Raw genomic sequence first — 24,072 nt, forward strand, 5'->3', positions numbered from 1 at the left:
CAAAAGCGATTTTCAGCCCAGGCTCTCTTTTTATTTTTCCTTATAAACATTTTTTAACGTTAATGGAGCGCCAAAGGTATGAAAATTCAAGCCTTTGACTTTATCATTTTGCAGGACTGTTTGTTCATTTTGGCTAAGTGGAATCATACCAGCAGTCGTTTCAATCACTTCTTTTTCAGCTGCAATCAGTTTCCCCCATCTTTTTTCTGGCTCTAAGGCATAGGTTGTGGTTGCTTCATCTAATAATTTGTCATAGACAGGGTTCTGATAATTGCGATCATTGCCCTTGTATAAAGTCATCAGGGTAGAAATAGGATCTTGATAGTCTGGTGTCCAGTAAATTAAGAATAAATCATAGTCGCTTTCTCGCCCAAAGTTCAATGCAGCTTCCGTTGGCAATACGGTTAGCTCTATTGTCAAACCAGGAAACAGTTCTTGTAGCGAGCCTTGCAAACTTTCACCAATTTTTTTGTAAGAACCATCATCTGTTACCATCAATTCAACGTTAACCTTTTCTCCTAATTCTGCTTGTGCTTTTTTCCAATAACTTTGCGCTTTTTCTTTGTTATAAACCATTAAATTACCTGCTTCTTGACGAAAATCGAGGCCCGTTGTGGGATTCGCCACAAAACCTTCCGTAATCGCACCATGTAAAGCTTTAGAACCATCTGCAATAATATTATTGACTAGATTTTCTTTATCTATGCCTAAAGCCAACGCTTTACGCAAGTTTTCGTTTGCAAGCGGCGTTGCTTGCCCTTTCCGTTTTTGATTTAAGCGCAAATAGTTCATTGTTGCTGTTGGGTACGAATGATACAACGTATTATTTTTATTCTGTTGCGCCAGTTCACCACTTAGTGTAGCCACATCTAATTGTCCATCTTCAAAAAGATTCAATGCAGTAGATGTTTCTTTGATAACCGTATAATTGATAATGTCTGAGCGCACGTTCTGGCGATCCCAATAGCGATTATTTTTTGCTAGTTGCCAGTCCATCTTTGTTTGCTGCCAATCTTTTACCACGAACGGGCCATTATAGACGACTTTATCACTAGCAGTTCCATAGTCCGCACCAAATTGTTCGACTACTTTTTGATTTTGCGGGAAAAATGTAGGAAAAGCTAATAAGGACGTAAAGTACGGTTTTGGCTCTTTGAGCGTCACCTTTAATGTATAATCATCCACAGCTGTGACACCAAGTTCATTGGGAGCTAATTTCCCAGCTGAGATTTCTGCACCATTTTGAATTGTTTCAACGATGAGGAAGCTATAAACAAAGCCGTTTTTAGGATCAATCATTTTTTTCCAAGCATATTCAAAATCATGTGCTGTGACAGGATCATCGTTACTCCAAACCGCTTCTTTTCTCAAAGAAATCGTGTAGGTTTTTCCATCTTCTGAAATCGTCGGCAATGCTTTTGCTACGGCTGGTACCAATTGGTCTTGTTCATCTAAACTATATAACCCTTCAAACGCTGCAGTTTGGACAATAGCATCTGGAAAATCCAATAATACAGAGGTGTTGAGTGTTGTTAATTCCGAGGGTGACATCAGTTGAACGGCTTCTTTGGTATTTTTCTGTTTCTTTTTATTTTCATTTTTATTGGTACACCCAGCTAAAAATCCTACCAATAAAACACAAACTATTGTGATTTTTAAATACTTTTTCATCTTCTTTCTCCTATAACTCTTCATTTTTTTATGCTCTTACTTACAGAAAGACAGCTTCCCGTTTTATTCTGTTCTTTCCACAAGCATCCAGACAACGACTGCTGGCTCCAACCCATCATTATAATTAATGTGCCCTTCACCAGCTTCAATTAATTGGGCTTGTCCAGCTCTTCCAACTAAGTCTTGACCATCTTCTAAAATCGTATGTGCTTCGCCAGAAATCACATAAGAATATTCATCTTGTTCATGGCGAGCATATCCAGCTAAAGGCCGTTTTTCACCAGGCTGTAATGTAATAATGCCCATTTGAACTTGTGCATTTGGTTGGTTTTCTTTATCAAAAAAAATCGTCATTTCTTCTGATTCTGCTGATTTAATAAGCAATAGCTTTCCCTCCTTTTTTAAATCTTGTATCTTCCATTATTCCTTTAAATAGTATTAAAGTCAATCTTTTTATAGAAAATTCTGAATATTCTACACAAAAAAAGAGAACGTGAATTCTCTCTTTTTTATCTCTTTAAACTTTTACTATCCAGCCTTCTGGCGCTTCTTTGTCACCAAACTGTATGCCAACCAATTCATCATATAGTTGTTTGGTCACTGGTCCAACTTCTGTTTCACTATAAAATACATGGAAATCTGTGCCATTTTGAATCCCACCGATAGGAGAAATAATCGCCGCCGTGCCACAAGCACCCGCTTCGGAGAAGTCCGCTAATCGATCAATGTAAACGTCTCCTTCAAGCGCCGTCATCCCTAAACGTTCTTTTGCTAGCATCAATAATGAATATTTAGTAATACTTGGTAAAATAGACGCTGATTTCGGCGTAATAAAAGTACCATCTTTGGTTATGCCAAAGAAATTAGCTGCACCAACTTCTTCAATTTTCGTATGCGTATACGGATCTAAATAAATGCAATCACTAAATTCTTTCTCATGTGCTTCTGCACCTGGTAAAAGACTAGCTGCATAATTGCCCCCCACTTTAGCGGCCCCAGTTCCTCGGCCCGCCGCTCGATCATATTCAGAAACGATAAAGTTGGTTGGTGCTAAACCATTTTTAAAATACGAACCAACTGGCACACAAAAAATAGAAAAAATGTATTCTTTGGCAGGTGCTACGCCAATATTATCGCCAACACCAATCATATAAGGGCGAAGATACAACGTGCCACCCGTTCCATATGGCGGTAAATAAGCAAGGTTGGCTTTCACCACTTCTTGGCATGCAGAAACAAAGGTTTCTACTGGCACTTGTGGCATCAGTAGACGCGCACAACTTTTTTGTAGCCGTTTGGCATTTTCATCTGGACGAAACAAATTGACAGAACCATCTGCACATTGATACGCTTTTAATCCTTCAAAACATTGTTGGCCATAATGTAGAGCAGGCGAACCTTCACTAATCGTTAACTGATTGTTATCTGTTAGCGTGCCTTCTTCCCACTTGCCATCTCGCCAATAACTAATATAACGAAAGGGCGTTTTAATGTAAGAAAATCCTAAATTATTCCAATCAAGATTGGCTTTTTCCATTGTCGTAGCACCTCAATTATTTTAATTTTTTATCTTAATTAGTGTAATTGTACCCACCAAAAACTAGAAAAGCAAGCCTTATTCTCATTCTTAACTTTTGTTATTTTTTCTTACTTGTCCATTTCTCCCTCGCCAAAAAACCTTGATAGCCGTTTCTTCAATTGCAACGGAATATCAAAGTTTCGAAAAATTATTCAGTATACTCTTTAGTTTCTTGTAACGTCCCATCTTGTTTATAGATTTTCAGCTTTGTTTGTTTATTCCGAGCAATTTCTTGAGCTCGTTCAACCGCCTCTTGTTTGTGGGTAAATGTATTACTTGCTTTTTCAGCGCTGTCTGAAATCACCAACCATTGGTTGTCTTTATATTTAACGTTGACAGCCGCCGTTAATAATTTTCCAGCATGTTTATCCTGTTTATGCGAATCTTGTTTCGTAGGATTTGCTTCTTGTTCGAAGGCCTTTTTGTCTGCTGCACTTGCCTCTTGATACCATTTCTCCGCTTGACTAATCGCAATTGGAATGGCACGATCATCAGGGTAGCCATCCGCAAGCAACGCATTGCCAATATCTATCGCTTTTTTCCGAATCAAAGGTGCTAAATTTTTCATTGATGTAGGATAATCATTCATATTCCAAGGCATCAAAATCTCCTCCTTAAATTCTGTCTATTACTAGCTTACTACAGAAAAGGAACATTTGAAAAAGAAATGATTACTTTGAATATTTCCTGAACCTTCTTGAGAGAATAAGCCTAATTTCCCGTTGGCCAAACTTCTCAATCTTTGAGTGTATGATTACTCATTTCCCTTTGAATCAGTTATGATAAAGGAAGAAATAAATAAATTTTTTTGGAGGGATTTTCATGAAAATGTCTAAAGTACTCACCACTGTTTTGACGGCAACTGCTGCTCTTGTGCTGCTTAGTGCTTGTTCATCTGATAAAAAAACAGATAGTAGTTCTAGTAGCAAAGAAACAGCTAATTCAAGTACAGAAGTAGTCTCTGGTGCTTCAATTAGTGCCAAGCCTGAAGAACTCGAAATGGCGTTAAGTGATAAAGGAAATTGGATTGTCGCAGCTACTGACAATGTCACTTTTGATAAAGAGGTAACAGTTGCTGGTACTTTCCATGATAAGGGGAAAGATTCCAACGATGTCTATCGTAAATTAGCGCTTTATTCTCAAGATGATAATAAAAAAGTAACTGCTGAATATGAAATCACGGTTCCTAAGCTAATCGTTTCTTCTGAAAATTTCAACATCGTTCACGGGACTGTCAAAGGTGATATTGAGGTGAAAGCAAATGGCTTTACTTTAAATGGTACCAAAGTTAATGGCAATATTACTTTTGATAAACAAGAATACAAAGATTCTGCTGACTTAGAAAAAGATGGTGCCACTGTTACTGGTGAAGTCACCGTAGCCAATAATTAAGTTATTACCAGACAATTTTAACTAGTAAAAAACCAATGACAAATGTTCAATCAAATTTGTCATTGGTTTTAGTTTGTAAACACAGTGCCAGCATTGGTAGATAATTACAAAATGAACTCACTCTTTGCCATAAGCCTAAATAATTAAATGGTTTTACCTGTTGTAGCTGTGGAATCCTTGCTAAGCCATATAAGCCGGCTGCAAGCATACATAAAATAAACAAAAAGCCAAAAAGGTTTTTATTTTTTTGCGAACCGTATTTACTATAGATAATGGTTAAGACGCCTGATAACAACAAAAAGCCTGTATAACCGACTGCTGATCCTCCGTTATGAAGCGCGGCAGCAACTGTGCCAGCGCTTGAAGTGTCTACACTGAAGAGCCCACTGAAAATACAATCAAATAAACCATAAGCGCCAATCATTGCCACTACTAACCAAGCACCTTTTTTCGTTTTTCTGGAAAAAATAGCATATATCCTAGGTAAACTTGCTAACATCAACATTCCCGCAATGATAGTTAACCGATTAAAGGTTTCCCTAACTGGACTATTCACATCACCTAATAAGCTAATTACTTCTGTCAATTGATTGTAACCTTGATCTTTGAATCCGACATAATAAGGTGTAAAAAAATCAAGTAAGACCCCTAAAACTAAAAAATAGCCGCCATATTTTTTTAAAAACTGCATCTATTCACCTCAATTTTGATTTTCTATTTACTTCAAGTATAGCATATCAAAAATTCCAAATAATGAAACTTTCTTTCCCACTAAAAAACTTTTCGTCAACGCGAGACGAAAAGTTTTACTTTAGGATTCAATAGAATCTACAATCTTATCATTTTCTTTTGATTCATTTAGCCACTCCGAGACAATAATTTTAATGATTGCAGCAACAGGAACTGCTAAAAACATCCCTAAGACGCCGAAGTACGCTCCCCCAATCGTAATTGAAACAATAATTAAAATCGGATTGACATTTAGGGCATCTCCCATAATTCGAGGACCAATAATATTGCCGTCAATTTGTTGTAAAATTAATAAAACTAGTAACACCGTAATGGCTTGAGTAACACCACCTGTGAAAAGCGTAATCACACCAGCAACAATTGACGCAAAAATCGAACCAAAATAAGGAATCATATTACAAATACCTAATAAAATCCCCAAAGTCACAGCAAATTTCACATTCAAAATACTTAACAAAATCGTTGATGAAACGCCAATAATACAAGCATCAAGAAATTGGCAACTGATAAATTTATAGAAAATTTTATTCGTTGTATTTAACCAAGTTTGTGTTTGCTTGTACACTTTTTCAGACAGCAATTTGTGGGCGGCCTTTTCAACAAATGTCAAAATAGATTGCTTAAATACCAGCGCATAGATTGAGATAATCAACGTCAAAAATGCATTTAAAAAGAATGAAGAAACATTTTTAGTCAACGTTCCTAATGAAAACAACGCTTGTGTCCATTGATTTAAAAAACGTTCCGGCGACAAATCTTTAAGGACACTATTTAAATATTTTTCAATCGCGGCTGTTTTTAAAATCCCTTTATCTTCTAAACTCATCACAAACTGAACCATGTGATCATAAAAAGTGGGTAAAGAGTTTGCTAAATCTACTAAATTACTAATGAGTAGCGGAACGATATAGTTTAATGTCAAGACAAAAATAAACAAAATAATCAGGTACAAAAGGAGTACACTCAAGCCGTGTTTCGCTTTTTTAACGACTGGTAAAGGAACTCTTTCTAGTAATCCCTCGATTTTTTTCTGACTTCCACTCAATAAATAAGCAATCACGAACCCAGTAATGAATGGGGATAAGATGCCTAACAAACCCGAAACACTATGGACAAAGTGCTGATAATTCGTGATTAATAAATAGCCAACAATCAGCGCCATTACAAATAAAAAGCGGACAACCCAGTAATTCCAATCAACATTGTATTTCTTCAATCACTTCACCTCTAAATAAATTATGCCTATCATTGTAATTGTAAACGATTTGTGGCAAAAGGCAAGTTTGTCCATTCGTTCTTGATGAAATACACAAAGAAGCCTGACACTTTAAAAAATGTGTCGGTTTATTCTGCAGTATAAAAATGAGGCACTAGACCTTGCTTCTTTTCATAAAAGAAGTAGAGCGTGGGACAAAAATCACTTTGGATTTTTGCTTCACGCTCAAAAACTGATAAACGGCGGGAACAGAAGCAACACTACGCGTTGCTCCGATCTCAACAACTTCTAAGGTGTTTTCTCGACATGCGTCTCGTCACAGTACAGCCTTCAAAAGAGCTACAGCTCTAAGAGTTGCGATGTTTCACTGTGAAGCATGAACAGATGAAATCATCGTACCTACTTGGTGAAGGTCCTTCGGAACTTACAAGGATAAAACTGTGACGAGCCTTTGGCGAGAAAACAATAAACTGAAATTGACTTTCTCACACAAGTGTTCGGCGTATCTTAATCCTTCCAAGTGTTGAGAATCACGAAGAACGTAGTGATTCGATGATGAACAATACCTACTTCGCAGAGCTCCGATCTCATCAATCTCTAAGTGATAAATCACTAAGAATTGAAGGACTTGGTCTCCAAAAATTATAGAACAATTTCCGGAAATTCCTTCTTATTGCTGAGAAACACTATTTGCAAAGCAAATAGATGTTAAACAGTACCTACTTGGTTCTCGGAGTTAAACACTTCTGTCCCGACCTCTTCTAGATAGACTAAATTTATTTTTTCGATTCCACTGTGACCGTAAAGTTATCCATAATGAAATCTTTATCGGCACCTGTTGTAAAAATACCAAACGTGGTGTTTCCTGAAGCATCCCCAATTATTTCTGCTTCATAATGCTTGGTTTGACCATCTGCTGCTGTCGAAGTCAACTCACCGACTGGCTTAAAGTCATTGTTATTTTTCAACTCCCCATTAATGGTCCCAGCAGTAAAGACATTTTCACCATCAGTTTGATAATCAAATTGGACCGTATATTTCTTGTTCGGTTCAAATTTAATATTTTGCGGAATTGTTTGAAGCATCAATCCTGCTCCTTGTTTATGGGCTTTCAAGGACCAGTTGCCTTCTAATACATCTGAAACAAGGTTTCCATTCCAACCATATTGTGTGTAAGGTTCATTTCTTTCTGATAAATGAATCCGTGGATCTTCTACACCACCAGCTGAGCCTTTAACAAACGGATATAACCCAACTGCTTGTGTGTCTTCAAAATCTTGCTTAATAACTGTTTGTTTGTCTGGGTTCATGATATCCGTTTGACGCTCAACAATTCGTAAATCATCAAATTTTGTAACGGAATTGCCTTTATCAACCGCTAATGTCACCGAGCCTTTTTTGGCATTATCTGGGATTTCAAAATCAATTCGCATATTTTGCATATACTGCGGATTTTTCCTGCTTGTATGGTTAATATCTGCCTGAATGTAGTTTTGGGCAACCGAATTATTCACTGTCCGCGTATATTTTTTACCACCAATTTTAACAGTTACTGTGGCTTTGCGATCATGTGTTTCTGTGTTTAGATACAAACTATATTTTCCTGGTTTAGGAAGATTGATATCTTGTTTAATTTCGGTTCTTTCTTTTTCTGAACTAAAGACATAATCACCGTTGGCATCTTTTTTAACCTCTCCATCACCTCGGAAAACTTTCCAGTTATTTTTTAAGGTATTGGCTTCATTAAATCCAGGATCTTTAAATGGTGTTCCTGTTCCAAATGTCATCGGTTCAATACTGTCAGGTTCAGCAATGACATACGGTGTATTAGCCTCGGCTTGGATGGTCACTTGGTTATTTCTAGTGGCAATTGCGCCTTTGTCAATACGCCCTTGATCTGTTAATTCATATAAATGTAAATTCGTTTTTCCTTGCATTTTCTTATCCAATGACCAAGTGCTGGTACCGCCTTTTGGATTCCAGTGATATAGTTTGTCTTGACCATTGACATTCCAAGGCAGTAGATACGCATCACCTTTTAGAACTTCTGTCTCATTTAACGTAATGCTTCTTGGCGAATTAGCATCTGCTTGAGTAACGGTCACTTTTTCAGCACCGTTCGCTAATTTAATCGTGCCATAGATTTGACCATCTTCTGCTGTTGTAGTTTCCCAGTTTGTAATTTGGTAATGCTGTAAGAACTTAGTTGGGACATTAATGGCAAAAGTTTTTTGGCGATAGGTATTAAAATTGGTTTTACCCACCCAACCTTCATAGGCTTCAAATTCAGCTCCACCTAACAAAGGGTTGTCGGAAATAATCCAAGTGTCTTTTTGGTGATTCCGAATAAAACGAACGATTGTACTGTTAAAGCCTTTTGTTGTTGTACCGCCGTAATCTTTTTCTGCAGACCAATGGTTCCAAACCGAGTCATACTCTAAAGCATTCGGAAATTCATTGGTTGTAAACCAACCGAGTGAATTAATTTCTTTACTTAGTTGACGACTTGCCCAACCTGATTCGCCTTGGTTGCCCCAAACATCAACATAAATATAATCTAGATTCGGTGCTTTTTGTTTTAATTCTTTAAAGCGCTCATAGCGACGACCACTCAATGCATCGGGTCTTTGTTTAATAAAATAAGACGGATCTAACCAATCCCAGCCACGCTTCGTTGGATCAACTAATTCCTCATTAAATCCTTTTGCTTCTGGGTAAGACTCGGTGTCATTAATATGCACACCGAAAACGGCATTTAATTTATGGCCTTCATCAATTAATTGATTCAACGCTTGTTCCCCACCAGGTCGCTGACCAATAGCACCGTAATCTGGATGCGCAGAATCATGTCCTTCATTTTGATACCCTTTTAGTAAATTCATTTGTCCTAATCCATCTGTTAAATTGTAAATGCGTTTTGATTCGTCTAACGTCACTAAGAATGGGTTTGTCGCCTGACTAGCAAAGTTAAAAGGAATCCGTTGGTTGACTAATTCAGGGACTTTTTCCGCGCCCATTGGGTTATTCATAATTGAACGGAACCCAATTGCCGCATCTTGCCAATCCACCCGCTTGTCGTCGTTGCTATCTTTTGAGAATTTAACTTTCACTTCTGGCGTTTCTCCAGTTGTGTAATCTTCCGGTGCATCAAATGGTCGATAGGTCCATGCCCCACTTGACAAGGTTGTTACAAAACCAGTCGCCGCTTCTTTTGTTTGTTTATGGATTCGATTGTTATCACTACCATCGACAGAGCCGTCTCCATAGGCGTTCGTCCAAAAACTTGCAGCATAATTCGCTGTATTTAAGAAACCGTACATATATTTTTTCGTTTCTTCTTGGCTTGTTGTAGTTAAATCTTGGATAGTATCACCATTTTTATTTCCGTTATTTGCATTTGTCCCAGTATTCATCACAACGCCAGCAAAAGTCGCCCCTTCATCTGTACTATTGACAGAAATCAAGCCTTGATTTGGAATTGAAATTGTGTGTATTTTGGTTCCTTCTTCACGAATATCTGAGAGTTTCATAGCTAATTCTTGGCCTTCTGAAACAGTCAATGTCGTTGTGAAACGCAGACCAATTTCTGGGACAGCTACGTTATAAACGGCTTGATTTGCTTCACTCTTCTGTTTTTCAGCAGTTGCTTTATATGCTTTGCCATCAATCATTACTTGGTCAATTTTCTCGTGTTGGCCATTAAAAATCACTTGATTACTCTGAGGGTCTTCGTAGCGAATAATTCGTGGAAATTGTGGATCAACCACGGCTGTTAAATCTGCAGAAGAGATTTTGTCGCCTTTTTCAGCTTCATTGTCTTTAGCAACAACAACGCTGGCTTTTGCTTTGATGTTTGTATTTTCCAAAGTACCGTCGACTTCAAAAGTCCCTGGTTCTTTGTATGCATCAGGATCGATTTCATCCCAACGGACTGCTTCATTGGCTTCTTTACCAGTATTATAGGTCACTTTTACTTGTTTCGGTAATTTTGGTGCGACACCAATTTTTGTAAAAACTTTGACTGGCGCAATTTGTGTCACTTCTGGCACAATTTCTGGAATGCTATCTACGGGGCCATTTTTAAAATAGTCATAATTGACAATTTTTTTGTCGTACCACAAACGGACACCCACATGTCCGGCTTCTGTTGGAATTTTGTCTCCGTTGGCCAAAACAGGTTCTCCTTCGTAAATCAACGTGGTGTTAAGCCAGATAGTAATTTTTTCACCAACATAACGTACTTTCAACAAATAATTCGTATCTTCATTTAACGTTGGCCCAGAAATCGAATCATTCCACGAATTAGGGCTTTCAACTAACCATTTGCCATTCGCGTTATAGCCTACAAAAACCCAGCTATCTTTGGTATTACCACGTATAATCACACCCGTTCGACCGCTTCCAGCAGTGTATTTAAACTTTGTTTCTACTTCACCATCAGCTAATTTAGGGGAATCTAAATTTAAAGATACGGCATTATTACCTGCTGCTGCATCTCGTGAAATCGCCAATGACTCTCCTGCTAATTCTCGATTTGTTTTACCAATCACATCTTGCCACTCACCAATTTTCCCTCCTGGAAAATCAGATTGCCACAATTTTTCCTCTGTTGCGGTAGGTTCCACCATTGATGAGCTTGTTTCAGTGCTGCTGTTTGTTGTTTCTTCTGCAGACGTACTTAATGGTACTAAAATCGTTGCGCTTGCCAATAGTGTCAATGTACTAAATCGTTTTATTTTCCCATGTTTCATCTGATAAATCAGCCCCCTAACATTTTTTGAACACGCTTTCATTATTAGCAATTAAAGGGGCGTTCCAAAAATAAATTCTTTTATTTTTGGAACGTCCATCTCTAAATCATTTTCTTAAAAACTTTGATTACTTACGACAACAAGTCAGAATTATTCATCCTCGTCATCTACTGCAACATTTAGCAGCAATTCGTTGACTTTCACAATACTTTCTGCTGATTCATTAACATAGTCACCTTCAATCGCTAATAAACTTGCATTTACATAGCTGATAACCATCGGTAAATTCATCCCAGTATATAAGTCAAACGAAGCACCTTGCATAATTTTTTTAGATAAAATATTACAAGGTGTCCCCCCTAATAGATCAGCAAAGACAACAAAATCTTCTAACGATTCCGTAATCGCTTCAAATTTTTCTAAAAAGTCAGCTTCACCTTCTTCTGGTAATAAAGCAACAGTGGAAATTGTTTCTTGCGGTCCCATAATCATCTCCGCACTTTTTTTCAATTCCTCGCAAAAACGGCCATGACTTACTAAAACTAAATGTTCACTCATCGATTTTCTCCTGTCTTACTTATTTTGAAATAACACCTAACGCAGACAATGCGACACAGACAATTAATACGATAAAAATGGCTTTAGTAGACGTCATATTCTTTTTACCTAGCATCCAATAAACGCCACCGACAATTCCTGCAGGAAGTAGACGTGGTAAAATCATATCCAAGTTATTTTGCATGTTAAGTGTTACATCCCCAATACTTGGTGCCCATGATAGTTTGACATTAACCATTGTTGCCACTAAAGCGCCAACCATGAAGACCCCTAGTAAAGTTGCAGCATCTGTTAAGGCAGTTAAGCGGTGTTGCATAGTTGTTACCAAAGAAATTCCTTCGCGATACGCAAATTCCAATTGTTTCCAACGGAAGACCATCACGGCAATTTGAGCAACAATCCAGATAAAGATACCAGTTGGGTTACCATTAATCGCCATGTTGGCAGCTAGCGCCCCAAAAATAGTTGGAATTAAAGCTGCGAAAATTGAATCCCCAATTGCTGCAAACGGTCCCATTAAACCAGTTTTCAAACCTGAAACTGTTTGTTTTCCAGCAATGCCTTCTTTTTCTTCAATGGCCAAATCGATCCCTGTAATAATCGTATTAAAGAAGTTTGAAGTATTGAAAAATTGCGTGTGTGTTTTCATCACTTCTTTTAATTCAGGCGTATCATCCCCATAAATTTTACGCAATTGTGGCAAAATCGTATACAAGTAACCTGATCCTTGCATTCTTTCGTAGTTCCAACCTAATTGGAAAGTAAACAAGCTTCTGCGATTAATTTGTTTAAAATCTTCTTTCGTCAATTTATAATTAGATTTCGTCATCTTCAATCTCTCCTTCGTCTGAATCATTCGCTGCATGTTCTTTTTTTGCTGCTGGCCCACTCGGAATCATTTGACCATTTTTGTAGCTAATTGCGGCTAAAGCGAAACCAATTAAAGCGACTGCTAACATTGGTAGTGCGTTAAATACACCACTGAAGTCTTTCACAACGCTCGCAACAGATGTTCCTAAAAGTTGCATGTTTGTAAAGATTGTTCCTAGTAAAGCAGTTACAGTGAAACCAAGAATTAAATAAGGGAAATGTTTTTTCACTGGTAAGTAACGTAGTAAAATTGCAAAACCGACCGCTGGTAAGACCGCCCCAGCAACAGACAAGCCATCACCTAACCATTTCAAATCGCCATTTAGGACAGATACAACTTTTTGTACTAAACCACCACCAAAAGCAAGTGCTAAGAAGACTGGAATCATTCGAGAAAGAGACCAAGGTAAGGCACCCATTAAGAAGTTACGTTCAATTCCTTTGTAGTTCATATCTTCGACCATTTTATCAATCCGATGTGCAAAGTAGGTATTCGCAAAACGAGCCAAAATGTCTAATTGAATCATTAAACTAGCAACTGGTACTGCAATAGCAGCGATTGCTTGTTCAGGGTTCATTCCTAAAGACACAGAAAATGCTGTGGCAAGAATCGTACCTGAGTTAGCATCAATTTTGGAGGCACCCCCGAAAGTCCCAACTCCTAATACAGTTAATTGCATGCTTCCACCAATAATAAGTCCTGCTTTAATATCCCCCATCACTAATCCTGCAAAAAGACCTGCAAACACTGGCGCACTTAATGAAGAATAAATTTGTAATTCATCTAAAATTTGGTATCCTGCGTATAATGTTAATAATAAGATCTGCCACCATAAGATATTCATTTTTTGTTCCCTCCTATTTTGTTATCAAACTCATAAAGTCTTCCGCTTTGTCACTTGGCACCATTTGAGCAATCAGATGGACACCTTTAGCATTTAACTCTTTAAAAACCTCAATATCTTGATCGACCACATTGATTGACTTAGTAATCGACCGTGTTTCGTTTGTTTGAGACATGTTCCCAACATTGATTTCTTTAATCGGCACCCCAAGTTCTACTAGTTTTAATAAACGATCTGGTTTCCGTACCACAATTAGTAAACGTTGTGAGTCGTATTTTCCTGCTAAAATATTTTGAGCAGCTTTTTCAATTGGTAACACGCTTAGTTTCACGCCAGCTGGTGTTGCTAATTTCAAACCACTTTTTTCAATGGCATTCCCTGCAACCTCATCATCAACGACCATAATTCTGGAAATATTCAATTTTGTCGCCCATAAATTTGCTACTTGTCCATGAATCAAACGTCCATCAATTCTTACGCCAATAATACTCATTGTAATCCCTCTTTCATTTCTTTATATAGTGGTTCTTTTACTAACTGAATTTCTGGTTGGTACGTTCCTTCCGTTTCAAAAATGACGATCTCATTTTGCCCTTCTTTTAATAATCCTTTGGGAATATATAAGGAAAGCGTCGGACCAACATTCCAGAAACGACCAAGATTGGTTTGGTTAACAAAAACAATTCCTTTGCCAAATTTAGAAACATCAATAAATGTATCTTTCACTTCTGCTAACTCCACATGATACTGGTAAAAGCTTGGTTGATCAGGTTGCCATTCTCTTGAATAGTCTACCTGTTCACAGCTTGTCATAGGTAAACAATATTGTTGCCATTGCGTCATAAAATGTAAATCTGCCATGACACCCGTTCGAATCCCTTTTTTCTGAGTATCTGCAAATAATTTGTGCCCGTAATTGACACGACCCATATTTTCCATTAAAACATCGATTTGATTATTCTCTTGCGACAGTATAACGTAAATATCTTCGCCGATTTCCGTTTGATATTGCGTTGCTTGATGTATCTGATTGACAAATAATTGCAGACGATCACGACCGTCAATCACTCTTAGCTTTTCTTCTGCAGCATCTTTTTCAATGCTTGTTCGGTAAAGAAGGTAGCCTGTATTTTGTCCTAATTGTTCCATGGTTTGCGGATAAACGCTGACCACTGGCTGACTAATCGTTTCTAAAGTCGCAAACAAACTCACTTTGTTTGTTAAAGGAATTGCTGTTTGCGCAAAAGAATCTTTTACTAATGGTTCAGCTTGTGGTAACGCAGGGTACTCTTCGTGAAGCATTTTTTGTAACGCAAAATACTTTTCGGTTGGGTTCCCTTGTTCATCAAGTGGCGCATCATAATCATAGGAAGTGATTTGTGGTAAATCAATGGTTCCTCGTGCGGAGCAGCCATTCATAAACCCAAAATTGGTGCCGCCATGAAACATATATAAGTTGATACTGCCTAATGCTAATGCTTCTCTAACTGATTCAGCCAATTCTTGCGGATCTCGTTTAATAATTGGCTCTTTCCAACGATTAAACCAGCCATCCCAAAATTCCATACACATTAGCGGCCATTTTTTACCATGTTCTTCAAAAAAGGCTTGCATCATACCGAAATTTTCTTTGGCTTTTGAGCCAAAATTTCCGGTTACTAAAATATCATCTTCAATCATGCTACCTGCCCGCAATGTTGCGCGCCATGGCCCGTCAGAAGTAAAAAATGGTGCTGTCACGCCACGTGCAATCATCAAATCGCGAATCGCCCGTAAATACGCTTTTTCTTCGCCAAATGAACCATATTCGTTTTCGATTTGAATCATTAAAATATTGCCACCGTTAGCAAGTTGATGCGGAACAATTTTTTCCATTAAAACATCATAATATTCCGCGACATGCTTCAGATAGGTTGGATTATTCGAACGCATTCGTCCTGGTTCATTTAATAGCCAGGCTGGAAAACCGCCAAACTCCCATTCTGCACAAATATAAGGAGACGGCCGCACAATCGCATATAGTCCAAGTTCTTGTGCTAATTTTAAAAAGCGCTCCAAATCTAATATTCCCTCAAAATGAAATGTTCCTTTTTGCGGTTCATGTAAATTCCATGGCACATATGTCTCAACTGTATTGAAGCCTAAAGCTTTCAAGTTATAAAGTGAATGATGCCAATCTGAGGGATCTACACGAAAATAATGAATGGCGCCTGATAAAATTTTAAATGGTTGATCATTTAAAAGAAACTCCTCTTTAATTTCAAATCTGTCCACATTGCCACCCTTTCTAGTAAACGCTTTCAATTCCTGGATAATTGCTAAATAAAGAAAGCTCTTTATTTAGCAATTTCGACTACTTGGATGTTCATAAGATGTTTGTTCACGTTCTCTACGTCTACATGCCCAGTCATTCTTTCTTGGGCATTAGCCATTCCAGCCGCCATGCCCCATTTTAGCAGTTCGGCAGCTGGGGCATCCTTGGCTAGTCCATATGCAAGACCAGCAATGGTTGCATCTCCTGAACCAACAGGATTTTTAGCTTGAATCGTTGGAATTTTCACACGATAGAACTGATCGTGATGTTTGGCAATTGCACCATCTTTTCCTAAAGATACGACAATCCATTCAATTCCAGCAAACATTGGTTTTGTTAAAGCTGTTTGTACAGCTGCTAATGGATTTTCTGAAAAATCTTGCTCTAGCAATCCTTCTAGTTCCTCTAAATTAGGTTTAATTAAATACGGTTTCCATGGTCCTTGAAGAACTTGCCTTAAACTATCATCAGAAGTATCTAGTAGCACTTTAACCTCTTGTGCGTGAGCTTTTTGAACTAATTCTTGATAAAAATTTGATGGTAATCCTTTCGCTAAACTGCCAGAAATTGTGACAATTTCTGCTTGCTTAATTAATTGATCGAAATTTTCAAGGAAGTTACTGATTTCTTCTGGTGAAACAGTCGGTCCAGCTTCTAAAATTTCAGTTTGATTCCCTTCGTGCAAAATCGCAATCGAATCACGCGTTTCTTCTTTGATTGATGTAAATGCTTGGGGGATGTTTGCTTTCTTTAACTCGTTTGCAATAAACGCCCCATGAAAACCACCAAGAACGCCGGTAGCTATAACATCTCCACCTAAATCATGAATGACGCGAGTGACATTTAGTCCTTTGCCACCAGGGGTTTTGGTCACCTGACTGGTCCGATTAACGGTATCAAGCTTTAGATGATTTAATAGGTAGGAGATATCAATTGACGGATTCATTGTTACTGTTACTATCACAGCTATGCCTCCCAATTACCCTTCGTTTACTTGAACTTTTGCATGCCAAGAGCTGGCGGTTGCCGCGATGACTTCATTTAAACTTTCAATGTTTTCTCGGCCTTCTGTTTTTAACCAATCACAAGCCGCAGTTTCTCCTGCTTCAACGAAAGGTTTCACGCCATTTTTCCACGTAGCACGGCCACATAAAACACCATTAAATGTTGAACCAGCTTCTTTAGCGAAACGTAGTGTTTCTTGGAATAGTTCTGTTGAGACACCGGCACTTAAAAAGATAAATGGTAAATCAGTGGCTTGACTTTGTTCTAAGAAATAATTCGCCGCTTCCTCTTTTGTATACGCTGTTTCAGCTGGCGCAAAACCTTCTACAAAATTCATATTAACTGGAACTTCCACTTTCAATACATCTACTTTATATTGGGGTTTAGAAAATTCTTTCATCATTTCATTCACTTTATGCGGTTTAACTTTTGCATATTCTAACGAAGTTGCATCTGCTATTTGTGCATCGTAAGAAACTAATTCTAAGTAAAATGGTAGGTCTTCTTCTGCACATTCACTCCCTAAGCGTTCAATAAATACATGTTTTTGATGATTGATTTCTGGATCCTCATCCACATCATAGTAGAGTAAAAATTTAATCGCATCTGCGCCTTCTTCTTTCAAGCGTAAAACAGACCAATCTGCTAGTAAATCAGGCAATCGTCCCGGAGTTGTTGCATCATAGCCCGTTTTTTCATAAGCGAGTAACAATCCAGCCTCGGTATCGCGTGCTTTTGCAGCAGGCAATCCATATTCTGGATCCAATAAAATGGCGGACGCATAAGGTGTCAATTCTTTCGAGACTAATTCTTTAAACGTTTCAATTTGTGCATCAGTTGGCTCTACATCTAGCGCTTTGATCATTTTTTTCAAGGCACCTCGTTGATCAATGGCTAATGCGCTAATGATTCCTTCTTGGGTTGACAAACGATCCATTGCCGCTTTTTTTCCAGCTGTTAACGTAAGCATAGTTCCTCCTCCAAATGTTGTATTATTTATAGTCATAAATCGTTACGCCTTTAACCACACGATTCACTGTACCTGTCGGTGAAGGGGTATCCGGTTTATTTCCAACTTTAATAGATGTTAAAAGTGCGACTGTTTGGGCTACCATAATATCTGCTAATGCTAAATAGCCATCAGGTAATAGAGCAGTTTCTGCGGAATATTCAATAGTTGAACCTGAGAAATTACGTTTGCCGGGTTGAGCAATCGCAAAAACACCCGCCGCAATTTCGTCACCGTGAACTTCTTCTAAGATATCCAAGTCATAATCTCTTGTGTATGGTGTATTATTAACAAAACCAAACATTATTGTTTTTTCATTAATAAATGATTTTGGTCCATGACGGAAGCCCATAGAAGAGTCAAAAATTGTGGCAACTTTGCCGGCTGTTAGTTCTAAGATTTTTAATTGCGCTTCTCTTGTCAAACCAGCTAAACTTCCAGAACCAACATAAACAATTCGTTCAAAATCAAGGTTAACAATTTCATTTAATTCTTCTTCACGGGATAGCACTTCTTCACCTAATTTAATTAGAGCGGTTACATAATCTTGTTTTTGCTCAAAGGTTGTTTGATCAAAGAGTAGTAATGTACCCAAGGTCATGCAAGAAAAGCTACCAGTCATCGCAAAACCACCATCATTGGAACGTGTTGGCATTAAGAATAAAAAGCTGTTTTCTTCTTTTTGGCTTATTTGTGCCAGTTGTCCTTCTTCGGCACAAGTAATCGCTAAATGATGAATTGTTTCAACCACTTGATTAGCTACTTCAACTGCCGCTAAACTTTCAGGACTATTTCCACTTCTTGCAAACGAAACTAACAGTGTTGGTTCGTCTTTAATCAGATAATCTTCTGGTTTGGCCACAATATCCGTTGTTCCAATACTTTCGAATGAAAAGGCTTGTGTGTCGCCGTGTGCTCGGAGATAAGGTACAACCGTATCACCGACATATTGCGAAGTCCCTGCTCCTGTAAAAATTACTCTTGTTCGTTTTCCTTGCGCTTTGGCTTGGACTTCTTTTAAAAAGTTTTCCAAAGCTGTTTGATTTTCATGATAAAGTGTCACGGTTTCTTGCCAAAGCTCAGGTTGCTGACGAATTTCACGTGTCGTGATTTCCGCTCCTAGTTGTTCTAGTTCTTCTTTTTCTGCTGTAAACATACTTAACTCTCCTAACTATTCCGAATATGGCGTATCTGATAATGAAATTGGTCTGCTCGTGCCACACTCAACGTAAATTCAATAATTTCATTTTTCATGTTATATGTCTGGCGTGCTAAATGAAGGACTGGCGCTCCTTCTGGAATCATCAATAATTTGGCATCTTCTTTTGACGCAATGCTAGCGTATAATTCTTCATCAGCTAAACGAACGGTTTGCTTAAAATCTTCCGAAAATAGATCATATAATGGCTTGCTACGTAGTAATTGATCCGTAAGTGATAAGAAAAATTTCACAGGCAAGTATGTGTCTTCAACCATTAATGGCTCGTTATCAGCAATCCGCAACCGACTTAATTTAAAAACTGCCTCTCCTAACGACAGATTCAAATGCTGACAAATAAATTTATCCGCTTCCAATTTTTCGAAGGATAATATACGGGTATGTGGTTTTCGACCCAGTCCTTTCATTTGTTCTGTAAAACTATATGCGCCAGCTAAATCAGCGGCCTCTTTTTTTATATCTGAAACAAATGTTCCTTTGCCATGACGACGATAGATGGAACCTCTATTTTCTAGTTCTTGTAGCGCTAACCGGACCGTCGTCCGACTCACTCCATATTGTGCAGTCAATTCACGTTCAGAGGGCAACTTGTCATGAGGAATCATGCATGTTTCGATTCGTTCCTGCAGCAAATCAACAAGTTGATGATACAAAGCTTTGTTTTTAAAGGCATTTTCCATAACTTTCTCCTTTACCCTAACTGGTTATAACCACAAACCAATAGTACGGTGGTTTTTTTTATTTTGTCAATAAAAAGTATTAATAAATATCTTCATACCGCTATAACCTTGAAATGATAACGTTTACATTTTTTTATTTTTCTTTATTGTAATATTTTTTTCCTAAAGAAATCATTTTTTTATAAAAAACCACCCTTAAATATGATACCAGTTAATAAAAAAAGATCCTCTAAAAGAGAATCTTTTTTTGCTCATTTTTCATATACAGATAAATATCTTTTATTTTTTTAATTTCGGTGTGCCGTACATTTTAGGTGTAACAGGCTTTAAGTTAGGAGCTTTTCCTTCAATTTTTGGTTCTTTTAACCATTGATATTCTCCTTCTCCATCTAATGCTTTACCACTAGCCCATGAGCCTTGACTGCTTGCATCTCCTTCAGAAAAGTTATAGAAATCATAGGCAATATCCAAACGTTCTTCTTCTCTAGGAAAAGTGCTTGGAACTAAGATAGAGCCCTCTTTTGTTTCCAGTTCCTTCACAGCGCTTGCCCATAAATTTTGATGATAGCTATCTCTAGCTAAAAGAACAGAAAGTAAATCTTTCACTCCACGGTCATCAATCATTTCATAAATTCGAGCAACTTGTAAGCGTCCTTGTGATTCTGCATTTAAATTAGCACGAAAATCAGCTAACATATTTCCACTAGCAATAATGTACCCACCACTCCAGGGATTTCCAACACTATCTGCGGGACGTGGCCCTAAACCAGCGACAATTGCATGTTGGGGATTCATCCCAGAAATAATTGCCCCAATTGTTGGATCTTTTTTCATTGCTTCTTCTTGATCTTCCACTGGTGCTCCTTCAAGTAGACGAGCGACCATTGTTGCAAGCATTTCAACGTGGCCCAACTCTTCAGTAGCGATATCCATTAACATATCTTTATACTTTTCTTCTCCACGACAGCTCCATCCTTGGAATAAATATTGCATTGCTACACTCATTTCACCATATTGTCCACCAATTAACTCTTGAAGATACTTTGCAATTAACGGATTTGGTTTGTCTGGTTTCGCCTCAAACTGTAATTCTTTTTGGTGTCTAAACATGATTCATCCTCCTATATAATAATTTTTAATGCCTGTTTATTTTGAATAATCTTTTTTGTAAAGATGATAACCAAAGGCTACTGAGATAATGAGCGCACCTAGGACGACTAATAAAAACCCTAAACCAGAACTTTTACCTGGTAGGCCGCCAGTATTCATACCCCAAACACCAGCAATCATCGCTGGAATTGAAATAATTAAGGCCGCTGAATCAAGATATTTCATTAAATGATTTAATTGGTTATCCATCATGCCGCTAAAAAGATTGCCAATACTTTCTAAAAGGTCTCTATAAATCGAAATCATTTTTTCGGTTTGTCGTTGTCTCAGTTGAACGTCATAAAGTAGTTTTTTATCTGATAATCGATGGACAAACTGGGAAGATTGCCAAAGTAATTCTAATGTGCTTTTTTGATCCTTTAACGTATGATCAATGTAAACGATTTCTCTTTCTAAATCAGCTTGTCTGTACAACTCCTTGTTTTCTGTAGTCATACGTGCTTTTTTATCTAGACGATCGATCCGTTGTTTTTTTTCCTTTAACTCTTCTACGTAATGTGAATAGATATCTAAAATCGCATACGTTATTAGTTTTTCAAACGTATCTATTTTGCAACCATATTTTTCTAATAAACGATCAAAAAAATGATTGTTTTCGTTAGTACATGTAATTAAAAGGTTTTCTGAAGAAATAAAGGAAATAGGTGCTAAACGTTCCTCAATGTTCTCGCCCTCCTTCAAAAGGTTCATAAGCACTAGCGAAATCGGTTGTTTCAACGTCGTTCCCGAAAGAGTTTCAAACCGAGAAACTTCTTCTGGATACGACGTACCCACAAAAATATCTTTAGGAAAATTATACTCTTTAATTATTCTTTCAATTACCTGAGTTTCACTAGTGTCAATCACTAACCAATTAAAATCTTTTTCTTCTGTCTCCCTCACTCGTTCCCCACCAATAAAGTAGTACTTGGGCATTATAAATCTCTCCTTCTAAAAAATATTTCGAGTAAACGCACAATGCCTAGCGCAAATTAGTCTTCTTTACGTCTCCACTTTTCTGTAGTAATTAATTGAGGTGTACCTCTATTATTCTAAATAACAAGGGTTATCAAACATGTTCAACAGCTTTACTATTTTTGGCATAAGAAAGATATTTACTAAATGTTTTTGCACAACGAAAGGCAGTCCTGTTCGCATATTGATCATAATAACGCTTGGTATACCACTGAAATTCTTTCGTCCAAGGTTTGACATGGCCAGTAAAGTGGATAATGGATGGTGCTCTTCTCGTTTCTTCATATTGTCTTTCTCCATAAATAGTCGGATGTTTTTTCGCTTTTGACAGAATATAACCTTGGGCATTCCACTTAGGATGTAACTGGGTCCAACGGTCGTGTAAAACCGCATTCAATGCATCTTGATCATGGAAACGTAATTTATCTGGATTTTCTTCAATAAATCTTAAGACTTTAGTGGTTACATCTAAATTCAACCATTTTTTAACATCGATTAGCAACAAGCCTGAGTTAAAATAACACATAGATTCTGCAGGAATCGCCATTTTTTCCAAACGTTGATGGAACCCTGCATCTTCTACAGCGGCGATGATATTTTCACCTAAATCAACTGTCCATAATTTTGCGACATCATCTAAGGCAATCATGTCACAATCCATATACAACAGCCGTTCGATCTGGCTTCCTCTAAACAACTCTGGAATAGCAATCCTGTAGTAAGCTGTTTTGGGGATTCGCTCACTGGTTACAACATTTTTGAAAAAATGGGGGTTGATTTTTAAAAATGTTAACTCTGCATTGATTTGGGTATGTTTAATCGTAAAATACAGTAATTGCTTGCTTTCAAAATTGATATTGTCATCAATCACATAAAAATGAACAGCTGCCGCTGAAGGACTATTTTCTAAAATTGAAACAAACATAGCAGCAAGATGCGGTACAAAGTTGGTATTGCAACATGAGACAATCGCTAATTCTTTTCTATTTTCCATTTCTTGCACCTACTTTCTTTAACTTGTTTAGATAAAGAGCTGTATAAGGATGATTTTCTAACGTATTCCAGGGTTTATCGTGACCAGTAAAATGAATAATCGCTGGCTCTTGATTTCCCGCTGCATATAATTTTTGGTAAGCCTCATTAGGCGCTTCATGACGATTAAAAACTAAAGACGTCTGCATATTCCATCTTGGTTCTAAAGCTAGCCAATCTTCATAAAGAACGGCGTTTAAAGCATCTTGGTCATGATAAACTATGCGGTCCCCATTTTCTTCTAGATACTGAATTGTTTTTTGAGTGATTGCTTGCTCGTTCCATCGGTCAATATCAATAATCATGACTCCTGAATTAAAATAATAATCGGAGGAATGGATGCCCAAACGTTTCAAGGCATATGCTTGACCAGGATCAATAACCGCGCCAATCGTTTGGTTCACTAATGGCGTATCATACAACTGGACAATATCATCTAAAACAAGCGTATCTGCATCTAAATAAAGAACCTTTTTATAGCTATATTTTTGTAAAAGTGACGGTAAAGAAATGCGTAAGTAAGCGGTCGTTGTAATATGATCACTCACTAAAAAATTTTGATAAACTTCTTTGTCTGCTGTTAGAAATTCAACAGTCGCACTTTGTGAGTTACTACTAACCGTTTGTCGGAGTGCTTTTTTGCTAGATAGCGACAGCCCATCATCAATCACATAAAAATGAACAGGTCTCTCCGCATGACAATTTTCTAAAACAGTTGTCATCATTACATTCAAATAAGGAGCATAATTTTCGTCTGAAGCTGTCACAATTGGCACAATCTTCTGAGTTTTTCTCATCAAAACCACTCTCCTCTTTCATCTTTTTATAGCTAAGTTCATAACCAGAATAGGACCGAAAAAATATTTATGCAAATCATACGCTTTAATAAACATAATTAAATTATAAAAAAAATATATTTTATTGCTATTAAAAAATATTTATGAGGAAACAAAAATAAATAATAGACCTCTAATTTAGGGATATATTAAGCAAAACAAAACCTACTTAATACTGCCACTACTATTTTTTTACTTCGGATAAAAGTATTGCTTCTAGA

At 37.4% G+C, this 24,072-nt stretch carries 21 protein-coding genes; 1 reads left to right on the top strand and 20 read right to left on the bottom strand.

Annotated features, from left to right (window positions below):
* Window positions 1-30: 30 nt before the first annotated feature.
* The 4 genes from IGM13_RS08015 to IGM13_RS08030 form a co-directional block, all read right to left on the bottom strand.
* Window positions 31-1,671 (bottom strand): peptide ABC transporter substrate-binding protein, encoded by a 1,641-nt coding sequence (locus IGM13_RS08015; protein ID WP_010816574.1) that lies wholly within the window; start codon window positions 1,669-1,671, stop codon window positions 31-33.
* Window positions 1,672-1,734: 63 nt separating this feature from the next.
* A complete protein-coding gene (locus IGM13_RS08020) occupies window positions 1,735-2,055 on the bottom strand; it encodes a cupin domain-containing protein (protein ID WP_002420104.1) in 321 nt (106 codons plus the stop codon).
* A gap of 133 nt (window positions 2,056-2,188) precedes the next feature.
* A complete protein-coding gene (locus IGM13_RS08025) occupies window positions 2,189-3,208 on the bottom strand; it encodes a branched-chain amino acid aminotransferase (protein ID WP_002408876.1) in 1,020 nt (339 codons plus the stop codon).
* 190 nt (window positions 3,209-3,398) lie between these two features.
* The gene (locus tag IGM13_RS08030) at window positions 3,399-3,851 is read right to left on the bottom strand and encodes a DUF2188 domain-containing protein (RefSeq protein ID WP_002420103.1); all 453 of its coding nucleotides are present in this window, start codon (window positions 3,849-3,851) and stop codon (window positions 3,399-3,401) included.
* Between the two features lie 221 nt (window positions 3,852-4,072).
* Between IGM13_RS08030 and IGM13_RS08035 the strand changes: the two genes are divergently transcribed.
* A complete protein-coding gene (locus tag IGM13_RS08035; protein WP_002361963.1) occupies window positions 4,073-4,642 on the top strand; it encodes a hypothetical protein in 570 nt (189 codons plus the stop codon).
* A gap of 46 nt (window positions 4,643-4,688) precedes the next feature.
* Here IGM13_RS08035 and IGM13_RS08040 read toward each other — a convergent pair whose 3' ends face one another.
* The 16 genes from IGM13_RS08040 to IGM13_RS08115 all read right to left on the bottom strand — a co-directional run bounded on the left by IGM13_RS08040 (window position 4,689) and on the right by IGM13_RS08115 (window position 23,812).
* Window positions 4,689-5,333, bottom strand: a complete 645-nt coding sequence (locus IGM13_RS08040; protein WP_002420102.1) for a DUF998 domain-containing protein — start codon at window positions 5,331-5,333, stop codon at window positions 4,689-4,691.
* Window positions 5,334-5,453: 120 nt separating this feature from the next.
* Window positions 5,454-6,608: an AI-2E family transporter gene (locus IGM13_RS08045; RefSeq protein ID WP_002386882.1), complete on the bottom strand. Its 1,155-nt coding sequence runs from the start codon at window positions 6,606-6,608 to the stop codon at window positions 5,454-5,456.
* Between the two features lie 776 nt (window positions 6,609-7,384).
* A complete protein-coding gene (locus IGM13_RS08050) occupies window positions 7,385-11,359 on the bottom strand; it encodes an endo-alpha-N-acetylgalactosaminidase family protein (RefSeq protein WP_048945163.1) in 3,975 nt (1,324 codons plus the stop codon).
* Window positions 11,360-11,509: 150 nt separating this feature from the next.
* A complete protein-coding gene (locus IGM13_RS08055) occupies window positions 11,510-11,917 on the bottom strand; it encodes a PTS sugar transporter subunit IIA (protein WP_002419866.1) in 408 nt (135 codons plus the stop codon).
* A gap of 19 nt (window positions 11,918-11,936) precedes the next feature.
* The gene (locus tag IGM13_RS08060) at window positions 11,937-12,746 is read right to left on the bottom strand and encodes a PTS system mannose/fructose/sorbose family transporter subunit IID (RefSeq protein WP_002357254.1); all 810 of its coding nucleotides are present in this window, start codon (window positions 12,744-12,746) and stop codon (window positions 11,937-11,939) included.
* Complete coding sequence (locus tag IGM13_RS08065; RefSeq protein ID WP_002357253.1) at window positions 12,733-13,632, bottom strand: PTS mannose/fructose/sorbose/N-acetylgalactosamine transporter subunit IIC; 900 nt, start codon at window positions 13,630-13,632, stop codon at window positions 12,733-12,735. Before IGM13_RS08065 ends, IGM13_RS08060 begins: the two co-directional genes overlap by 14 nt.
* 13 nt (window positions 13,633-13,645) lie before the next feature.
* Window positions 13,646-14,125: a PTS system mannose/fructose/N-acetylgalactosamine-transporter subunit IIB gene (locus IGM13_RS08070; protein ID WP_002408868.1), complete on the bottom strand. Its 480-nt coding sequence runs from the start codon at window positions 14,123-14,125 to the stop codon at window positions 13,646-13,648.
* Window positions 14,122-15,936, bottom strand: coding sequence for a glycoside hydrolase family 35 protein (locus IGM13_RS08075; RefSeq protein WP_002419867.1), 1,815 nt, complete (start codon window positions 15,934-15,936; stop codon window positions 14,122-14,124). The genes IGM13_RS08070 and IGM13_RS08075 overlap by 4 nt, the downstream gene beginning before the upstream one ends.
* 32 nt (window positions 15,937-15,968) lie before the next feature.
* Window positions 15,969-16,910 (bottom strand): hexose kinase, encoded by a 942-nt coding sequence (locus tag IGM13_RS08080; protein WP_080120421.1) that lies wholly within the window; start codon window positions 16,908-16,910, stop codon window positions 15,969-15,971.
* 15 nt (window positions 16,911-16,925) lie between these two features.
* Window positions 16,926-17,921, bottom strand: coding sequence for a tagatose-bisphosphate aldolase (lacD, locus tag IGM13_RS08085; protein WP_002357245.1), 996 nt, complete (start codon window positions 17,919-17,921; stop codon window positions 16,926-16,928).
* A 22-nt stretch (window positions 17,922-17,943) separates the two neighbouring features.
* Window positions 17,944-19,116: an SIS domain-containing protein gene (gene agaS / locus IGM13_RS08090; RefSeq protein WP_002419869.1), complete on the bottom strand. Its 1,173-nt coding sequence runs from the start codon at window positions 19,114-19,116 to the stop codon at window positions 17,944-17,946.
* A gap of 11 nt (window positions 19,117-19,127) precedes the next feature.
* On the bottom strand, window positions 19,128-19,859 hold the full coding sequence (locus IGM13_RS08095; RefSeq protein ID WP_002360115.1) for a GntR family transcriptional regulator: 732 nt from the start codon (window positions 19,857-19,859) through the stop codon (window positions 19,128-19,130).
* A 279-nt stretch (window positions 19,860-20,138) separates the two neighbouring features.
* Entirely contained in the window at window positions 20,139-20,969 is an 831-nt protein-coding gene (locus IGM13_RS08100) for a manganese catalase family protein (protein WP_002419870.1), read from the bottom strand.
* Window positions 20,970-21,005: 36 nt separating this feature from the next.
* A complete protein-coding gene (locus IGM13_RS08105) occupies window positions 21,006-21,944 on the bottom strand; it encodes a magnesium transporter CorA family protein (RefSeq protein ID WP_016614680.1) in 939 nt (312 codons plus the stop codon).
* 133 nt (window positions 21,945-22,077) lie between these two features.
* Entirely contained in the window at window positions 22,078-22,977 is a 900-nt protein-coding gene (locus IGM13_RS08110; protein ID WP_002408861.1) for a glycosyltransferase family 8 protein, read from the bottom strand.
* Window positions 22,967-23,812: a glycosyltransferase family 8 protein gene (locus tag IGM13_RS08115; protein ID WP_002419872.1), complete on the bottom strand. Its 846-nt coding sequence runs from the start codon at window positions 23,810-23,812 to the stop codon at window positions 22,967-22,969. The genes IGM13_RS08110 and IGM13_RS08115 overlap by 11 nt, the downstream gene beginning before the upstream one ends.
* Window positions 23,813-24,072: the final 260 nt, after the last annotated feature.

Origin of the sequence: Enterococcus sp. DIV0561, from assembly GCF_050539875.1 — a bacterium.
GTDB classification, from domain to species: domain Bacteria; phylum Bacillota; class Bacilli; order Lactobacillales; family Enterococcaceae; genus Enterococcus; species Enterococcus faecalis.

Excerpts from the sequence above, each read along its gene's own strand:
- agaS (WP_002419869.1), bottom strand. The coding sequence starts at position 19,116 with ATGTTTACAGCAGAAAAAGAAGAACTAGAACAACTAGGAGCGGAAATC.
- IGM13_RS08055 (WP_002419866.1), bottom strand. The coding sequence starts at position 11,917 with ATGAGTGAACATTTAGTTTTAGTAAGTCATGGCCGTTTTTGCGAGGAA.
- IGM13_RS08040 (WP_002420102.1), bottom strand. The coding sequence starts at position 5,333 with ATGCAGTTTTTAAAAAAATATGGCGGCTATTTTTTAGTTTTAGGGGTC.
- IGM13_RS08015 (WP_010816574.1), bottom strand. The coding sequence starts at position 1,671 with ATGAAAAAGTATTTAAAAATCACAATAGTTTGTGTTTTATTGGTAGGA.
- IGM13_RS08030 (WP_002420103.1), bottom strand. The coding sequence starts at position 3,851 with ATGCCTTGGAATATGAATGATTATCCTACATCAATGAAAAATTTAGCA.
- lacD (WP_002357245.1), bottom strand. The coding sequence starts at position 17,921 with ATGCTTACGTTAACAGCTGGAAAAAAAGCGGCAATGGATCGTTTGTCA.
- IGM13_RS08105 (WP_016614680.1), bottom strand. The coding sequence starts at position 21,944 with ATGCCCAAGTACTACTTTATTGGTGGGGAACGAGTGAGGGAGACAGAA.
- IGM13_RS08060 (WP_002357254.1), bottom strand. The coding sequence starts at position 12,746 with ATGACGAAATCTAATTATAAATTGACGAAAGAAGATTTTAAACAAATT.
- IGM13_RS08095 (WP_002360115.1), bottom strand. The coding sequence starts at position 19,859 with ATGGAAAATGCCTTTAAAAACAAAGCTTTGTATCATCAACTTGTTGAT.
- IGM13_RS08100 (WP_002419870.1), bottom strand. The coding sequence starts at position 20,969 with ATGTTTAGACACCAAAAAGAATTACAGTTTGAGGCGAAACCAGACAAA.
- IGM13_RS08110 (WP_002408861.1), bottom strand. The coding sequence starts at position 22,977 with ATGGAAAATAGAAAAGAATTAGCGATTGTCTCATGTTGCAATACCAAC.
- IGM13_RS08065 (WP_002357253.1), bottom strand. The coding sequence starts at position 13,632 with ATGAATATCTTATGGTGGCAGATCTTATTATTAACATTATACGCAGGA.
- IGM13_RS08070 (WP_002408868.1), bottom strand. The coding sequence starts at position 14,125 with ATGAGTATTATTGGCGTAAGAATTGATGGACGTTTGATTCATGGACAA.
- IGM13_RS08025 (WP_002408876.1), bottom strand. The coding sequence starts at position 3,208 with ATGGAAAAAGCCAATCTTGATTGGAATAATTTAGGATTTTCTTACATT.
- IGM13_RS08050 (WP_048945163.1), bottom strand. The coding sequence starts at position 11,359 with ATGAAACATGGGAAAATAAAACGATTTAGTACATTGACACTATTGGCA.
- IGM13_RS08115 (WP_002419872.1), bottom strand. The coding sequence starts at position 23,812 with ATGAGAAAAACTCAGAAGATTGTGCCAATTGTGACAGCTTCAGACGAA.
- IGM13_RS08035 (WP_002361963.1), top strand. The coding sequence starts at position 4,073 with ATGAAAATGTCTAAAGTACTCACCACTGTTTTGACGGCAACTGCTGCT.